This window comes from Microseira sp. BLCC-F43 (assembly GCF_041929235.1).
GTDB lineage: Bacteria > Cyanobacteriota > Cyanobacteriia > Cyanobacteriales > Aerosakkonemataceae > Microseira.
Genome location: NZ_JBHFNP010000361.1, coordinates 52,138 through 67,745, shown reverse-complemented (window position 1 = coordinate 67,745; position 15,608 = coordinate 52,138). Strand labels below are relative to the sequence as shown.

Here is a 15,608-nt window from a genome sequence, read left to right as displayed (position 1 = left end):
TTTCTAAAAAACCGGGTTTCTGGGTGAGGCGATCGCTCTATTGCCCCTTCCTGAGAAAAACTTAATATAATTAAGTATAAATACACATTCAACCCAAAAAGGTTGGTGCTAGCCATGCAAAACGTATCGTATGGTTTCGTACTTCGGCGGCTGGCTACTATTTTGTCTGTGGTAGTTCTTTCGCTATGTCTAACAGCAGCCACCACGGGAATTCTACTATCTTTCTATTACGAACCCACGGCGGGCGGGGCGTATAATTCATTGCAGGCAATCAAATCTGAAATACCCAATGGCTGGTTAATTCAGCGGATGCACGAAATTGCAGGTAATGGTTTAATCGCCGTATCTTTAGTACAAATCGTTGTCATGTTTCTGGGTGAGAAATTTCGCCCCAGTTGGCTCACCGCTTGGATTAGCGGAATTTTGTTAACATTGACAGCGATGGCTTTAAGCTGGACGGCGATGATACTCGACTGGACGCAGCTTGGCTACTGGCGTTTCACCATTGAACTAGGAACGATTGAAGCTATCCCCGTTGTTGGTTCCCTGCTGCGAGACATAATTACAGGTGGTGGCGCAATCAATACCACAACAGTCATGCACCTGTATACCTTGCATAGCTACGTTCTTTCTATGGGTGCTATGGTTCTCGCCTTGATTCACTTAGGCGGGTTACTCCTACAGGAAAAAGAAGACAAACAAGCACTGCTTCAATCCGAGTAATTTACCAAAAGAAACCCGGTTTTTTACAAAAACCGGGTTTCTGCTGGTGCTTGCGCGATCGCCTTTGGGCGAATCGCGTTTCCATTATGTTGGCTTATTGCCCAACTTCTGCCGCAGCACGACTCAACATAGCCTGCTGACGAGTCTTCAGATGCCGTTGATGATTGCTCATCAACAAACGGGCTTTGTCTTGAGTCGATACTTCGGTGTTGACGATGGGATTGGTGGATTGCATAGGTTTCGCCTCTAATGTACTTGTTTGCTCGATCGGAGGCGCGTTCCTTCGGGATAACTCCCTACTTCCGTCTCTCCAAGCCCTCTGTTGTGTTGAAGAGATGAACGATTTGTTTCTGTATCTATTGTTACTGTTTCTCGAGTAAATGTCAACTATGTAACAAATCTTTACAATTTAGCGCGGTTCAGGAAGCAACCAACCAACCTGCTTTGTCTCGCTTGACCCACGAGTTGGGAGTTTGAGGACTTTGCTGGAAAAATCGGGTTTCCCCGTCTTGCGCCGATCTTTTGTGGCAGGATCGGTTTAAGGCTGCGTTAAGCTAGTTTCGCGGCTGTTTCTGGTGGTGGATAGAGAGGGTATATGGCAGAAAAACAAGAAGGGATCAAAATCGTTAGCGATAACCGCCAAGCCCGCTTTCTCTACGAAATCCTGGAAACATACGAAGCCGGGATAGAGTTAAAGGGGACCGAGGTAAAGTCGATACGGCAGGGCAAAGCCAACCTGAAAGACGGCTATGGTTTAATTCGCAATGGCGAAGCGTGGCTGCTGAACGTCCATATCTCGCCCTACCAAAGCAGCGGCGAGTATTTTAACCACGACCCCAGGCGCACCCGGAAACTGCTGTTGCACAAGCAAGAAATCCGCAAATTGATTGGCAAGGTAGAACAAAAGGGTTTAACTTTAGTGCCGTTGAAGATGTATTTGAAGAATGGCTTGGTTAAAGTTACCCTGGGTCTGGGCAAAGGTAAAAAGCTACACGATAAGCGCGATGACATCAAAGAACGTCAAGACAAGCGCGAGATGGAACGGGCGATGAAGCGGTATTAGTGATTCACTCAAGTTGCTAGTTATAACTAAAAATAGCTAATCGCCAATTGCTAATTGGTCATGAGAATATTCTCCGCCTCTACGATTAGCCATTAGCCATTAGCCATTAGCAGATCTAGTTAGCAGGTGAATCTGTAGGTGTCAAAGCTTCTGTTGGCTGGGGGAACTGATAGTAACTGGCGATTAAAGCTATCATTAGCCACCACAGGGTATTGACTTCGGGACGGTACAAAACTGTATCGAATGCACCGTGACCTAACATACCCAGTAAAGCAGCGATCGCTCCGATCAACCAATATCCTTCGCTACTACCCAATGCACGCAAGCGTTTTAATTGCAACCATCCTTGGTTAAGCGTTACCAACAGCAGCCACAAGAAACTGGCTAGTCCAATAAAACCAGTTTCCACCGCCACTTCTAATAGAACAGAATACGCACTCAAAGCGCTGAAGCGGGGACGCATGTAAAGCGGGTAGATTTTATTAAAAGCATTATTGCCGGGACCGATACCCAGGATGGGGCGATCGCGTATCATTTCGATTACAGCCACCCATACATTAATGCGGAAATTATTGCTGCTATCTTCCCGACCGATAAACATACTCAAAACGCGATCGCGCACTGGTTCGACAAATAATAATGCCACCAGTACCACAAAACCCAAACTTAAAAGTAACAGCGGTAACGACCAAGTGCGCCAGAAGCGAGGTAAGTGGACGCTGAGCCAGAAAAGCAGCAAAATTGAGAAGATAAAAACAGCGATCGCAAAACCAATCCAGCCGCCGCGACTGAAAGTTAGCATCAGACAAGCTGTATTGATCGCTAACATCGTCACGGCTAAAGCTTTGGGAAATAAACCGCGCCAAGCGAAAACAGCTGCCGCCGATAAAGCAATCGCGGGTAGTAGATAACCAGCGAGTAAATTGGGATTACCCAGATAACTATAAACCCGCGTAGTTTTAGCCAAAGGAGATTCTGGATCGACCCAAGTTGCTAGCGCTGCTGCGCCAAAAAACCATTGCCGCAAACCATAAACGCTGACAATTAGGGCTACGTGTAAGTATAGGGCGATCAGCCAACGGCGGAGACGAGGCGATCGCAACACCCGCGACATCAGCGCGAACAGTAGCAAATACAACGTTAGCTTTACCCAGCCACTCAAGGCTGCCACCTTTACGGGTGACAGCGCCGTTGCCACCGTAGCAATGCCCCAGTAAAGTAACACCAGCAAATGAATCGGAGTAGTTTTAGTGCCGGTGTCATCGGATACAGTCACCAGCACCCAAAAGCCAGCGCTGGCGAGCAATAACACCCCAATCAAATCGTTAGATACAAAAGGTGCTAAAGCGAACACCAAACCGATCAACATTGCCCCGATGGATTCGCCGTGGGGGATTAGCCAGCTACCTTGCCGCCAACTTTGCAGCAGCCCCACCAAACGGTATAAATAACTAACACTGCGCCACTGATACAGCGGCAGATTAGACAGGGTTAGTTGTTGCCAAACAGCATTCATATGTTAGTTGCCAGCGATCGGTAGGAGTAGATTGCATGAGCGCTCTTTTTGATCGCAACTCTCGATTGATTATCTACGCTCATGCGATCGCCCGTACAGTAGCGATGTGTTTTTTCAACGACCGATCGCCTATGACCCATGACCGCTTAGACACTTTCATCGATAGCCATCATATCTGGCAAAGTTAGTACATAGCGATACCCAGATTCTGGCGAGCCTTGAATCGATACTTGACCGTTGTGCATTTGAGCCAAGTGGCAGCTTAGCAACAGCCCCAGATTGTCGCGGGATTGTGGGAAACCTCGATCGTCAAGGGCATCTGACTTTTGTACAAAACTCAAGCCGTCTGCTTCGAGAGTCATGCGCTTGGATACTGAGAGAGAGTTCTCTGGATGTTCTTGCCAATCTTCCAGCGTATCCTCTGGGGATTCTGCCTCCGAATAGTGAGATACACCCGGTAACTGTGATTGGTATAAATAAGGTTCCACCTGCTGGAATCCTTCTCCCATCCAGGGGTGAGACACCCAAACCGCAATATTTAATCCATCACTTTTGCGAGAAACGTGGATGCGAATTATGCTTTCAGCTTCAGCCTTTTGCAGCACGCTCGATACCAGGTGATAGAGCATTTGCCGTACTTTTTCTCGATCCAGCTGCCAGATGCGATTTCCAGGCTCTACCGAGAGGCGAATTTGTTGCTCGCGGCGGTGCGCCATTTCTTCTAAAGAAGCGATCGCTTGCTGGCAGAGCATTTCAATATCCGTCGCCGTCAGGTTCAGTTGGGCGTTTTCCGCATCGAGGGCTCCCAAAGCTAAAATTTCATTCACCAGCGTCAGCAAGTACTGACCGCTCGTTTGAATAATTTCCAGGTATTCTTTCTGTTTAGTCGTCAGCGGGCCGTAAATTTCGCGACCCAGAACGCTTGCCATACCCATTACACTTGTCAGCGGCGTCCGCAACTCCTGGGTCAGCGCCGAGAGCAATTTGACTTGAACTTGATTGGTGGTAATTTGGTTGGCAGAAGTACTGCTCAGACGGATGGGTGCGCTGAGATTCACCTGCACTTGGGACTTGGTGCTGTTTTCCAAAAGACGGTTCCGCTCAAACTCACTCATCGTCCAGCGCGCCATGAGTTCTAAAAACTCAATCTCCTTGGTGGTAAAACTACGCGGTACTTGCTCCATGACCTCAAGCGTACCCAGACATTGTCCGGAAGAAGTAAATAGCGGCACTCCCAAGTAGGCGCGGATGCCATATTGCTGGACTAGCACGCTTTTAGAATAAAGCGGAGCGCTAGCGGTGTTGTTAATTGCCAAAACTTTTTGACTTTCTACCACGTGGGTACAGAAAGATTCCTCGCGGGGTAGCTGACGCGAGGAAGCTAGTTGGTTCATCAGTCCCAGGCGAGATAAACCTACCGCTGACTTGAATACTTGACGGTCTTTATCCATCAAGCCCAAAATGCAGATGGTAACCTCCAAAAAGTGAGCCGCTGTCTGAGTCGCTTCCTCGAACACGGCGATCGTTTCTGCTTCGAGCAAGCGCGACTCTGCCAAAGCTTTGAGGCGTTGCTGTTCCTGCGCTGTTGCTGTCAAATTGTCCAGACTGTAAGAAAGTCTGTTTTCTGGACCTACCATGCCTACTGCCACCTTCATACCTGCTATTTGTGTAATTTCCATCTCGCTGCCATCAAAGGATGATTGACTATTCTTAAGGTTCCCAAGCTCCACCTCTGACAAACAGTTGCTGAGTACAAATTTGCGATTTTTGTTTGGCTGTTAAATTAGCCGCCACTTGGCGTGCTAGACCAAGCTGGGTGATTCAGCAGCGCCGCAATGACTCGCACCCCGCGCAACTGGTTAGACAGGGGTATGTGACCTCTAGGAGCCGAAAGATCCCAAGTAAATTCATTCGGGTAGCGCGTCCAGGTATTTCCGGTTTTCCAGCCGATTTTGAGCCAGAACTTATCCCAGTTTTTCCCGGTCGAGAGCCAAATTTCCCGCTGCACGGAAAAGCCGAACTTGCCTTGGGAGTGAAGCAGCCAGAGGGTATTAATCGTTTGCAGGTCAGCGATCGGGAAGTTTTCTACTTCTGTAAAATACAGCCATTTTCGTTGAACCGCATCTGGCCCTGCCAATTCGCACATTTTTTGCAGGGTGATGCGGTCAGCTGCTTGAAAGTCTTGTTGAGCTAGCAGCTGTTCGAGTGGGGTGTAATCTATGTGGCGATCTGATAGAAGTGGCACGCTACGGGTCGGCAATTGATTTGGAATAAATTCCCTGGCTTGAGATGAGCTGGGGTTAAACAAGGTGTTGTAGGCAGTAGGACTAAAGTTATTGTACCACCAAGCTTTTGAGCCGTTGCAGCCACCTGCATTTTCATGGCAAATCTTCAGGGTTGGGGGTCCAGGGGCGAGTGCAGGTGGGCAGGTGGGCTCCAGGGGAATTTGAATGTATATTCTCCTCTGCTCCCGATCTCCTCTGCTCACCTGCTCACCCGCTCACCCGCTCACCCGCTCACTACTAGCGGTTATCCTGCAAAATGCGATTGACGATCGCAGTGGTGGAAGTGGGAATTTCTACCTGGACTAATTCGATTTTGCCTCCATAGTCTAGAACCGTTGAGGCTTCGGGTAAGGTTTCTAGGCGATAGTCGCCGCCTTTGACGTAAATATCGGGTTTGAGGATTGCGATCAGATCGGTGGCGGTGGTTTCTGCAAAAATCACCACTGCATCGACGGGTTTTAAGGCGGCGAGTAATTCGGCTCGCTGGGCTTCGGGTACGATGGGGCGGCTGGGGAATCCTGGGAGTGTAGGTTTGATGGTTTGTACCGAGCGATCGCTATTCAATCCTACAACCAGACTTCGCCCCAACGACTTGGCTACTGTTAAATACCTGACGTGTCCGACGTGGAGCAAGTCAAAGCAGCCATTGGTGAATACCAACGGACGCCATTGTGACGGGGAGGAAGCGATCGCACTGTGAAGTTCGCTCAAGTGATAAATGGGCATGGGCGCGAGGGCAGGTGAGCAGAGGGGCAGGTGAGCAGAGGAGCAAAGAAGAATTCCAATATATATTCTCACCTGCTCACTAGCTCACCTGCTCAAGAACACCCTGTTCCCGAAAAGATCATAAAACCCTAAACTCTACTATTTGCCAGGGCTGTAAAATTGCACTGTTTTAACCAGTGCTGCGTAGCGATTAGGAGCTTATGGGTACATACGAAAAGATTACACCGCCCGATACGGGGGAGCGCATCACTTTCTCTAACGGGGAACCCAATGTCCCCGACAATCCAATTATTCCCTTTATTCGCGGCGATGGAACTGGGGTAGATATTTGGCCCGCTGCGGAGAAAGTCTTTGATGCTGCGGTGGCAGCTGCCTATGGTGGCAAGCGGAAAATTAGCTGGTTTAAAGTGTACGCCGGGGACGAAGCCTGCGAAAAGTACGGCACTTACCAATATCTCCCCCAAGACACCCTGGAAGCGATTAAAGAATACGGTATCGCTATCAAGGGGCCGCTGACTACACCCATTGGCGGCGGTATTCGTTCTTTAAACGTGGCGCTGCGGCAAATTTTCGACCTTTATGCCTGTATCCGTCCCTGTCGCTACTATGCAGGCACGCCTTCACCCCATAAAAATCCCGAAAAACTAGATGTCATTGTTTATCGGGAAAATACCGAAGATATTTACTTGGGTATCGAGTGGCGGCAAGGCAGCGAAATTGCTGACAAATTGATTCATTTGCTCAATAATGACTTAATTCCAGCGACGCCGGAACACGGGAAAAAACAAATTCCCCTCGATGCCGGAATTGGCATTAAACCTATCAGCAAAACTGGTTCTCAGCGCCTGGTGCGCCGCGCGATGAAACACGCCCTGCGATTGCCTCCCAACAAGCAGATGGTCACTTTGGTACACAAAGGCAATATCATGAAGTATACCGAAGGAGCCTTCCGCGACTGGGGTTACGAACTAGCAACCACCGAGTTTCGGGCCGAGTGCGTCACCGAACGGGAATCATGGATTCTCAGTAATAAGGAAAGAAATCCAGATATTTCCTTAGAAGACAATGCCCGTCAAATCGATCCGGGGTATGACAATCTCACCGCTGAAAAGAAAGCTCAAATTTGCGGCGAAGTTGAAAGCGTTCTCAACGCAATTTGGTCAACCCACGGTAACGGTCAGTGGAAAAATAAAGTCATGGTAAATGACCGCATTGCCGATAGTATTTTCCAACAAATTCAGACGCGACCCGATGAATATTCCATCCTGGCGACGATGAATTTGAACGGAGATTATCTATCCGATGCTGCTGCTGCGATTGTCGGTGGGTTGGGCATGGGGCCTGGTGCTAATATTGGCGATGAATGCGCTGTTTTTGAAGCAACTCACGGCACGGCACCCAAACACGCCGGTTTGGATCGGATTAATCCCGGATCGGTGATTTTGTCTGGGGTGATGATGCTGGAATTTATGGGTTGGCAAGAAGCGGCGGATTTGATTAAAAAAGGGATTGGGGGTGCGATCGCTAACCGCGAAGTCACCTACGACCTAGCCCGCTTAATGACCCCGCCAGTCGAACCCCCTCTGAAGTGTTCTGAATTTGCCCTAGCCGTCATCAAGCACTTCCATAGCTAGCTGCGATCGTTGGTAATTGGTAATTGGTAATTGGATGATAGGGGGATGGATTCCTGACAATTACCCTCGTTCCCACGGCTGCTGCCTGGGAACGCCATTACCTTAAGTGACCGGGACGTTGAAAGCCCTGTCTCTTTAGAGCAGGGATGAAAACGGACACGAGCGAATTTATTCGCTGTCTTTACTGAAACGGGTAAAGAGGTGTTAAAATAATAGCATGAGCCAGGTAACTATCACCCTAAAACTAAAGTTTTCTGCTCTCAATCTCGCTAAAGCAGTTATGTTTAACGAGATGACAGAGGAAAATACTCGTTTAGCTAATTGGCTGTTAACTATTCCTCTCCCAGAAAGAAGGAAGTTAACCACAGCCAAAATAGAAACTTCGCTCATGTCTGCTCTGGCGAATCAAACTATTCGGTATACCACATCTGGAACAGGCAAGAAAGTCAAACAATATAAATCTTTACCTCCAGAAATCAATAAACAGAACTGGTCAATCCATAAAGTTGGCGAAACTTATAGTTTGAGTTTCCCAACCATCAAAGGGACTTGCGCGAGTACCTGTAGAAGTAGCCTCATTTCATTGGCAACCAATCTTAGATAGGTTGTTAGCTGGCGATAATTTGATTGACAAAGGTTCTGCAAAGTTGATTAAATATCGTCATAAATGGTATGCCTATATCTGGAGTTACTTTGGAAGTTCCACAAGTCGAAGCGACTACCAGAATAGGATGCGATATGCCTCCGGCACGCTACGCGAACGAGGGCAGAATAATCTAGCGGTGGTAGCACCCGCGAAAGGTTTCGGCAAATTCTTTAACGGCAAATATGTAAAACATCGCCGTCGCTACTTTCAAAAACGCCGTCAATCTTTGCAAGAAGCCTCTAAGTTTAGAGCGTTAAAGAAGTGGAACAAGAAAGAGCGTAGATGGATGGAAGCCGTCAATCATACCATTAGCAGAAGGATTGTCAGATTTGCTGAATATCTCAATGCTGATGTGGTGATTGAGGACTTAGAAGGTTGTAGAAACACCATGAAGCAGAGTAAAAAAAATCGTGCTGATAGTGGTGAATCAAGACATTCTTGGGCGTACTATTCTTTAGAGCAACTCCTGGATTATAAGTTAGCTCTCTTAGGCTTAAAACTAATTAAGCGTCCGGCTCCATATACCTCTAAATCTTGTTCAACTTGCGGCACTCTTGGCGATAGAAAGGGACATCATTTTAACTGCCCTAACGGTCACTACCACAACGCTGATTTGAACGCCGCTAGAAACCTTTCCGGATGGGATGGTTTCTCTTGTTCTTTAGACCTAAAGAGAGATGCTGCTGTAATGGTTTCATCCGGTCTAGAGAATGGGTTGTTTGGCACAACCCCTAACTTGATGAAGGGTATTCTCCCTAGTGGAGAATGTCTGTATACGCAAGAATCTGCGTAGCTTTAGCTCGCAGAGTGTCAATGTTGTAGTTAATCTGACCTTGGCAAATTTATCGTCCTGAAGTGGGACGGCTAACTGAAAAAGGCGAGGTTTGTAGTTGAGAAGGTTGCAATTGCGAAGTGCTTAAACTGGATAACCCTGTATTGGGCACCCCGTTTACAGGTGCAGGGTTCTGGTAAGTAGGAACGGAGTAGTTCTCAGGTGTAATAGGTACTACTTGAGGTACGACCGGCTGCACGGCTGGTGTTCCTGGAACTGGAAGGGTTTGAGGTAAATTATTGGCATAATTACCTGAACTACTGGTAGCAGGTGTAACACCGTATCCCGGATAACTGGGATAGGGGGAGCCTGGTTGAGCCACCTGTACGGGCATATTAGAGTAATTGGTAGTACCGGCGTAGGGCGAGGCGGGTTGGGCTACTTGTCCGGGAAGGGCTGAGGCACTAGGAGTACCGGGTTGGGCTACTTGTCCGGGAAGGAATGAGGAACTAGGAGTACCGGGTTGGCCTACTTGTCCGGGAAGGGCTGAGTTACCAGGAGTACCGGGTTGGGCTACTTGTCCGGGGGCAGTTGCGTTGGGTTGGGTGGGCTGCCCCAAGCTGTTGGTAAATGCTGGCGGCGTCTCTATCGGTGTCTGAGTTTGGACAGATGCAGTAGGAGAATTATTACCCAAGCGGTCTAATGCTGCTTGTAACGGGTTTACCGGAGTCGCGGTGGCAGTTGGAAGGGTTGAACCAGCAAGGTTAGTACCACGAAGGCTGGAATTCTGTGGTGCGGCTTGGTTTCCCATCGTTGATAGACCACCACTATAAGGAGATGAATAATCAGATGGCGCTTGTGTCTCAACCCCCAAGGGATCGTAAGCGCTTATCGGCGCTGTAGGTTGCTGCGTTGCTTTTTGTGCGTCATCGGATATTTTTTCGGCATCAGCTGCCTGCTGTTTGAGGAATTCATCCAGAAAACTCTGTATTTGCGGTTGTTGATTTAACTTTAAGGCAGCTATGCTGACATCAGCTTGAGCCAACTCTTGCATCAGTACCGGCAAGCTATCAATGTCAGCGGCAACAGCACTGTCTTCTTTTGACAGCGTGGTATCGGTGATGGGGGTTTCATTCTCCGGGTTCTTAAACAGCCACTCCGGGTGCTGCCAAGCTTCCCACATAAAAAGACCGATCAGGGATAGTACTGATAGAGATCCCCAAAAAGCGGGTCGCGTAAAGGGACGCAACTTTGCTCTGAAATAATAGCGAACCGATGCAGGCAGTTGAGGACGAATCGGCATGGTTAGGGTGCTGGCTGTCCTAGCACAGAATGCTGTAGTTTCTACTGTCAGGATAACTTTTACAGTGCTGAAATGGTTGTTACTTTAACAAAGTTTGTTGACAAGCCTGAGTGCATCTATATAGGAGGATGTCACCGATTGAGTCGGAACAACAGCCATATACCCACTCCCACACCGAATAGGTTCGGTAGCCAAGCTGCCAACTCGGGAGGCATGACACCGCTTAATCCTAAAGCATCTCCCATTGACATCAATAAATAGTAAGCAAAAATTACCAAAACGCTGATGCCAAAACCCGTGGCCTTGTTGGTGCGCTGGGGTCTGATTCCCAAAGCCGAACCGACCAAACCGAAGACGACGCAAGCAAAAGGTAAGGCGATTTTTTGATGAATTCGGATTACCAGTTTGCGAATTTTCCGTTTATTACCGCTCGGTCGCAATAACTGCAATTCTTCTTGGGCTTGAATGAGGTTCATTTCTTGGAATTCTCGCCCTTTTTCAGCTAAATCTAAGGGAGCGCGGGGAAGTTGCAATTGGTGGTGGTCGAACCGCAAAATGCTGCGGTAGGAACTATCGGGAGATACAACGTAAATTGTGCCGTTGAAAAAATCCCAGGTGTTTTCGACAGGATTCCACTTGGCTTTTTCTGAGGTGACAATTTGGTTTAGCCCCGACTGGGAACGATCTAAAATGGTCAAACCTTTCATTTCTTGACCATCAAATTGCTCGGCATAAAACAAGCGGGTGAGGACGTTGGCTTTATTGCCGTCTGGTTGTTTTATATCGCGGAATTCGGGATAGATAATGTTACTTTCTTCAAAGTCAGATCGGTCTTCTTTTAAAGCTGAATCTAGCGTCTGCCTGGCTTCGTAATTAGCGGCGGGTACGACGAATTCGTTTAATGTAAACGCGATCGCAGTCACGATCAAACTCATCACTATGGCAGGCACTAGCAGCCGATAGATACTAACGCCACAACTCCGCAACGCGATCAGTTCGCTGTCGGAAGAAAGCCGACTGTAGGCGATCAAGGCGGCTAGCAGCATCCCCATCGGCAAGGCAAAAAAGACGTAATAGGGCATCTGCAACAGGGATACTTTGGTGGCGATCGCCATCGGTAAACCGGATTCGGTTACCCTCCGTACTAGGTAAAATACCGACCCGATGGCTATCCCCAACGAAGAAAAAGCCCCGACGCCGAACAAAAACGGCCCAAATAACTCGCTAACAATGTAGCGATCCATGACCGATACGCCAGGAACCAGCCAGCCAGACAAATTAAAAGATTTGCTAAGTATTTTCATAACCAAAGAGTCAATACGGACTAATAACTAGATCTGGAAGTTGTCGCCCAGGTAGTACTGACGCACGAGGGGGTTGTTATAAAGTTCTTCAGCATTGCCAGAGGCTAGGATTTGTCCGTCGCGCATGATGTAAGCTCGGTCTGTGATGGCTAGGGTTTCCCGCACGTTGTGGTCGGTGATTAAAATACCCATGTAACGATCGCGTAATTCTGCCACAATTTGCTGAATTTCCGCCACGGCAATCGGGTCAACGCCAGCAAACGGTTCGTCCAAAAACAAAAACTTCGGCCCTTCCCGCCCCGCCGCCAATGCCCTCGCCAGTTCTGTCCGCCGCCTTTCGCCCCCAGATACCTGAATTCCTTTAGTATGGGCAACTTTTTCCAAGCGAAATTCTTGCAGTAAGGACTCTAAACGCTGCTTTTGTTCCCTACGAGGCACTTTAGTTTGCTCTAGCACCAAAAGAATGTTTTCCCGAACGCTCAGGTAACGAAAGATACTCGCTTCCTGCGCTAAATAACCAATACCCAACTTGGCGCGATCGTGCATTGGCAATGCGGTGATATCTTGGTCGTTAAGCCAAACTGTGCCTTGATCGGGTTTTTCTAACCCAGTGGCGATGTAAAACGTTGTGGTTTTTCCGGCACCATTGGGGCCAAGTAGTCCTACCACTTCCCCTTGACCAACAGAAAGATTAACGCGATTGACGATCGCCCTTTTTCCGTATGACTTATGAATGTTTTGCAGAACAATTCTCACGCCGTTTACCCCACAAAGTTAATTTTCTGTTGTGTAGGGGCGAATCATCTATGCAATAACGACAGTTTATTTAAACCCGCCCCCGCAGTTGTACTCCACCGATCCTTGACCAGTGACTAATTTTAGCGGGGGCGACCCTGGGGCGTTCTAAAGTTTGGCGTTGCGGGTGCTGGGGTTGGAGGTTGTTCGGCACTGGGGGGAACGATGTAGATCGATTCGACTTGCCGATTCTGTTGGGGCACAGCTTGAAATAGCCCTTCATCAATCAGATAGACGATGGTTTCGCCCCGGATGCTGTTGCCCTGCTGCAAAACAAATACGTTGCCGCTGAGAACGATGCGGCGTTCGCGGCTAAAATACTGTGCTTGCGCTGCGGTGGCTTGAATTTGACGGGCGGGGTAGGACATTCTGACGTTGCCGATCGCGGTGACAATGCCGGTGCGGGCATCGTAAAATTGCTGATCGGATAGTACCCGCAAGGCGCGGGAGGCTTCCTCTGTTTGAGCGAGCGCTCGATTGGAGACGTTGGGCATGGCGATCGCACCCGTTAAGGCAGCCGGAATTATCAAGGCTATACCCAGGCGACGCAACCAGTTTTTGGGCAATCTACCATATGGCATCATGGATCGTACTAGCCTAAGAACAAAGAGCTTTAAGCAGGATAATAGCTTAGACTGCAAACTTCAATGATTTGTTCTGGTAGAGTGTTATAACTTGACAAAATACTTATTTTGTGTATTTGAGTGATAGATCCCATCTCCCAGAAACCGGGTGGCTCTCCCGTATTTGAAATCATAATAAAATCTAATAAATGATTCTGAGAGTCTGTGGCAATCTCTGTAAGTATGATTGCTTAGTCCCCCCTTGTGGGCTGACAATTAAACGATGGTTTGCTGAAATAGTTGCCTACTTTGAACGATACACAACTAACGGAACTGTTGAAGGTATTAATTAATAAATTGAACCTGTTGAAGCGGTCAGGTTTTAACTTCAGACACTTTGATAACTTTGAGCTAAGGACTTTGCTTTACTGGAACTTTTCTCAGTAGCAGGACTTACGCTTGGGCGTTCCTATCACCTTTGTTTCAAGCTACGATCTCTGGTGACAAAGCGACGATTTTTCATAGAAACAGGACTTACGCTATCTCCCAGAAGCGGAGGAATTTCTAGATTTATTGGCTCAAGCTCTGCCGAACGATATTGCCATTATTCGGGGAATCATGCCTTATTCAGTGCTGCATCTTTCTTTAACCAGTAGCGAACGCTCTTTTGCTTGGTTTTGGCGGTTCTTAGATCAGAAACGGCAGGGTTCGCCGTCCAGAATCATCAGTTTTTTAATTAACATCCACAATATTTTAATTGTGTCGGTTTCGGCGGATTTGCCCTATGGCCCGATTTACAATCGGGGTATTGCACAAGTGATGTACGAAAGTTTAATTAATCACGGCTATAAACATGGCAGCGGTATACCTGTTACTTTAATTGGCTTTAGTGGGGGCAGACAAATTGCAATGGGTTCGGCAGCTTTCGTTAAAGAGGCACTAGATGCCCCCATTGATATTATTTCCTAGGGGGTATTTTTTTGCGGCAGAAACCAGATTTTAAGGCTTGAACATATCGCTCGCTTATTTGGGGAAAAAGATACAGTTGAACGAGTAGGCCCGCTGTTATTTCCTCGACGCTGGAAACTGTTTTTCCTCTCCTATTGGAATCGTGCTAAACAACAAGGGCAAGTGAGTATTATATCGATGGGAATTGTGGGACACGAGATTCCAGGGGGGTGAATGGACTCGAATGCTTTTCTACCCGATAGACGCAGCTATATGCAACAAACCATTGAGTGGATATCCGGCATTATTCAGGGGACTTTACCACATCCTGAATCCCTACCGATCCGCAAACAAAGTAATTATGAAAGTTGGCAAGAAGTAGCATTTAATCGCCCTGATTACTACTCCATTAAGCACTCTCTTTCCCCGACGTTGTACAAACCGATTGCGCCTTGGATGGGACGGTTGATTTTACCGAATCTATCAGAACGCAATCCCATTAAAGGTGTTTGGTTTGAAGTTTACCATGCTGAACCTCAGTATCAGCATTTAGTCGGTCAAGTGGTAAGTTTGTGCTGGATAGATGACCCCCAAGTTCAAGCCAATGTGCGAGCGGTGACTCGCGATGTTTACTTTAATGACGATGCCTGTTATACTTTATAAATGCGCTCAAGATTCTAATCAAGCTTTATATGCTGCGCTGCGTCAGATGCAACGCTCCGCGAAGAATGTTCCCAGATTGCAGCAATGGTTAGCGGCTCATCCCCAGATTACCAATCAACTCAACCAGTTACGCAAGGTGGGACAAGCCTTACGAAGAGAGCTTTTACCCTTTGGAATTGCCCGTGCAGACTGGCGCAGCGGTGAGGAAAGTTTGGCAAGCAGCCTGGAAAATGACCCGATTGAGCAGTTACTCACAGGGTTGGTAAAACCTGTATAGACGCGGCGCATCGCACCTTCAGACAAACTATCGATCGGTGCAAGCCCAGGTAACGACCTGGCAAGCTCCCGTGCCGCATTCGGAAACAGCGTTTGCTTCGGCTTCTTCGCGGCTTTGGGCCCATGCCCAACCGAGGTTTGTGCCATCTTTCGCGACAGCCCCGCAAGCATTCTTAAACCATACTTGAATTTCGCAACCAGCTTCCCCACATTCTTCTAAGGCAGCCCTTTCAGCCTGTGCGCGGGTGGGGTAGTTGTAGCCATAACCCCAAGCACCAGAGTCTGATGTAGCGATCGCGCCATAGTTATCAAGAGCTGCGAAAGCAGCACCCCCTGTTAACCCTTCAGCTAAAACCAGAGCGAGGGCAAAAATTCCTAGACGTTTCTTCAT

At 48.0% G+C, this 15,608-nt stretch carries 20 protein-coding genes and 1 riboswitch; of the genes, 10 read left to right on the top strand and 10 right to left on the bottom strand.

Annotated elements, in window-relative coordinates:
* The first annotated feature begins 114 nt into the window (after positions 1–114).
* Positions 115–723, top strand: a complete 609-nt coding sequence (locus ACE1CM_RS47900) for a cytochrome b N-terminal domain-containing protein (RefSeq protein WP_374886688.1) — start codon at positions 115–117, stop codon at positions 721–723.
* Between the two features lie 94 nt (positions 724–817).
* Here the strand turns inward: ACE1CM_RS47900 and ACE1CM_RS47895 are convergent, their stop codons facing one another.
* Entirely contained in the window at positions 818–958 is a 141-nt protein-coding gene (locus tag ACE1CM_RS47895; protein ID WP_226573630.1) for a hypothetical protein, read from the bottom strand.
* A 37-nt stretch (positions 959–995) separates the two neighbouring features.
* Positions 996–1,067: riboswitch (Glutamine riboswitch) on the bottom strand.
* 251 nt (positions 1,068–1,318) lie between these two features.
* On the opposite strand from ACE1CM_RS47895, the gene smpB reads away from it, so the two are divergent.
* Positions 1,319–1,786 (top strand): SsrA-binding protein SmpB, encoded by a 468-nt coding sequence (smpB, locus tag ACE1CM_RS47890; RefSeq protein WP_374886687.1) that lies wholly within the window; start codon positions 1,319–1,321, stop codon positions 1,784–1,786.
* A 115-nt stretch (positions 1,787–1,901) separates the two neighbouring features.
* Here smpB and ACE1CM_RS47885 read toward each other — a convergent pair whose 3' ends face one another.
* The gene (locus tag ACE1CM_RS47885) at positions 1,902–3,302 is read right to left on the bottom strand and encodes an IctB family putative bicarbonate transporter (RefSeq protein WP_374886686.1); all 1,401 of its coding nucleotides are present in this window, start codon (positions 3,300–3,302) and stop codon (positions 1,902–1,904) included.
* Positions 3,303–3,337: 35 nt separating this feature from the next.
* Here ACE1CM_RS47885 and ACE1CM_RS47880 point away from each other — a divergent pair, with 35 nt between their 5' ends.
* Positions 3,338–3,490, top strand: a complete 153-nt coding sequence (locus ACE1CM_RS47880) for a hypothetical protein (RefSeq protein WP_374886685.1) — start codon at positions 3,338–3,340, stop codon at positions 3,488–3,490.
* Here ACE1CM_RS47880 and ACE1CM_RS47875 read toward each other — a convergent pair.
* The 3 genes from ACE1CM_RS47875 to ACE1CM_RS47865 all read right to left on the bottom strand — a co-directional run bounded on the left by ACE1CM_RS47875 (position 3,449) and on the right by ACE1CM_RS47865 (position 6,313).
* On the bottom strand, positions 3,449–4,981 hold the full coding sequence (locus ACE1CM_RS47875) for a GAF domain-containing protein (RefSeq protein WP_374886684.1): 1,533 nt from the start codon (positions 4,979–4,981) through the stop codon (positions 3,449–3,451). The two genes, ACE1CM_RS47880 and ACE1CM_RS47875, sit on opposite strands and share 42 nt — an antisense overlap.
* Before the next feature lie 104 nt (positions 4,982–5,085).
* A complete protein-coding gene (locus tag ACE1CM_RS47870; RefSeq protein WP_374886683.1) occupies positions 5,086–5,790 on the bottom strand; it encodes a GUN4 domain-containing protein in 705 nt (234 codons plus the stop codon).
* Between the two features lie 34 nt (positions 5,791–5,824).
* Entirely contained in the window at positions 5,825–6,313 is a 489-nt protein-coding gene (locus tag ACE1CM_RS47865; RefSeq protein ID WP_374886682.1) for an adenylyltransferase/cytidyltransferase family protein, read from the bottom strand.
* Between the two features lie 200 nt (positions 6,314–6,513).
* Here ACE1CM_RS47865 and ACE1CM_RS47860 point away from each other — a divergent pair, with 200 nt between their 5' ends.
* The 3 genes from ACE1CM_RS47860 to ACE1CM_RS47850 all read left to right on the top strand — a co-directional run bounded on the left by ACE1CM_RS47860 (position 6,514) and on the right by ACE1CM_RS47850 (position 9,386).
* Positions 6,514–7,947 carry an NADP-dependent isocitrate dehydrogenase gene (locus ACE1CM_RS47860; RefSeq protein ID WP_374886681.1) on the top strand — a complete coding sequence of 478 codons (1,434 nt, stop codon included), beginning with the start codon at positions 6,514–6,516 and terminating at the stop codon, positions 7,945–7,947.
* Between the two features lie 217 nt (positions 7,948–8,164).
* On the top strand, positions 8,165–8,551 hold the full coding sequence (locus ACE1CM_RS47855) for a hypothetical protein (RefSeq protein ID WP_374886680.1): 387 nt from the start codon (positions 8,165–8,167) through the stop codon (positions 8,549–8,551).
* 127 nt (positions 8,552–8,678) lie between these two features.
* Entirely contained in the window at positions 8,679–9,386 is a 708-nt protein-coding gene (locus tag ACE1CM_RS47850) for an RNA-guided endonuclease TnpB family protein (RefSeq protein WP_374886679.1), read from the top strand.
* A 49-nt stretch (positions 9,387–9,435) separates the two neighbouring features.
* On the opposite strand, the gene ACE1CM_RS47845 is transcribed toward ACE1CM_RS47850, so the two are convergent.
* From ACE1CM_RS47845 to ACE1CM_RS47830, 4 genes are all read right to left on the bottom strand, one after another.
* Positions 9,436–10,668, bottom strand: a complete 1,233-nt coding sequence (locus tag ACE1CM_RS47845) for a hypothetical protein (RefSeq protein ID WP_374886678.1) — start codon at positions 10,666–10,668, stop codon at positions 9,436–9,438.
* Positions 10,669–10,799: 131 nt separating this feature from the next.
* Positions 10,800–11,972, bottom strand: a complete 1,173-nt coding sequence (locus ACE1CM_RS47840) for an LptF/LptG family permease (protein ID WP_374886677.1) — start codon at positions 11,970–11,972, stop codon at positions 10,800–10,802.
* A gap of 27 nt (positions 11,973–11,999) precedes the next feature.
* Positions 12,000–12,728 carry an LPS export ABC transporter ATP-binding protein gene (gene lptB / locus ACE1CM_RS47835; RefSeq protein WP_374886676.1) on the bottom strand — a complete coding sequence of 243 codons (729 nt, stop codon included), beginning with the start codon at positions 12,726–12,728 and terminating at the stop codon, positions 12,000–12,002.
* A 122-nt stretch (positions 12,729–12,850) separates the two neighbouring features.
* A complete protein-coding gene (locus ACE1CM_RS47830) occupies positions 12,851–13,351 on the bottom strand; it encodes an LptA/OstA family protein (RefSeq protein WP_374886675.1) in 501 nt (166 codons plus the stop codon).
* Positions 13,352–13,539: 188 nt separating this feature from the next.
* Between ACE1CM_RS47830 and ACE1CM_RS47825 the strand changes: the two genes are divergently transcribed.
* The 4 genes from ACE1CM_RS47825 to ACE1CM_RS47810 all read left to right on the top strand — a co-directional run bounded on the left by ACE1CM_RS47825 (position 13,540) and on the right by ACE1CM_RS47810 (position 15,218).
* Positions 13,540–13,683: a transposase gene (locus ACE1CM_RS47825; RefSeq protein ID WP_374886674.1), complete on the top strand. Its 144-nt coding sequence runs from the start codon at positions 13,540–13,542 to the stop codon at positions 13,681–13,683.
* A gap of 220 nt (positions 13,684–13,903) precedes the next feature.
* A complete protein-coding gene (locus ACE1CM_RS47820; protein WP_374886673.1) occupies positions 13,904–14,299 on the top strand; it encodes a hypothetical protein in 396 nt (131 codons plus the stop codon).
* A 213-nt stretch (positions 14,300–14,512) separates the two neighbouring features.
* Positions 14,513–14,941: a hypothetical protein gene (locus tag ACE1CM_RS47815; RefSeq protein ID WP_374886672.1), complete on the top strand. Its 429-nt coding sequence runs from the start codon at positions 14,513–14,515 to the stop codon at positions 14,939–14,941.
* Complete coding sequence (locus tag ACE1CM_RS47810; RefSeq protein ID WP_374886671.1) at positions 14,922–15,218, top strand: hypothetical protein; 297 nt, start codon at positions 14,922–14,924, stop codon at positions 15,216–15,218. The genes ACE1CM_RS47815 and ACE1CM_RS47810 overlap by 20 nt, the downstream gene beginning before the upstream one ends.
* 27 nt (positions 15,219–15,245) lie before the next feature.
* Here the strand turns inward: ACE1CM_RS47810 and ACE1CM_RS47805 are convergent, their stop codons facing one another.
* Positions 15,246–15,608, bottom strand: coding sequence for a DUF4189 domain-containing protein (locus ACE1CM_RS47805; RefSeq protein WP_374886670.1), 363 nt, complete (start codon positions 15,606–15,608; stop codon positions 15,246–15,248).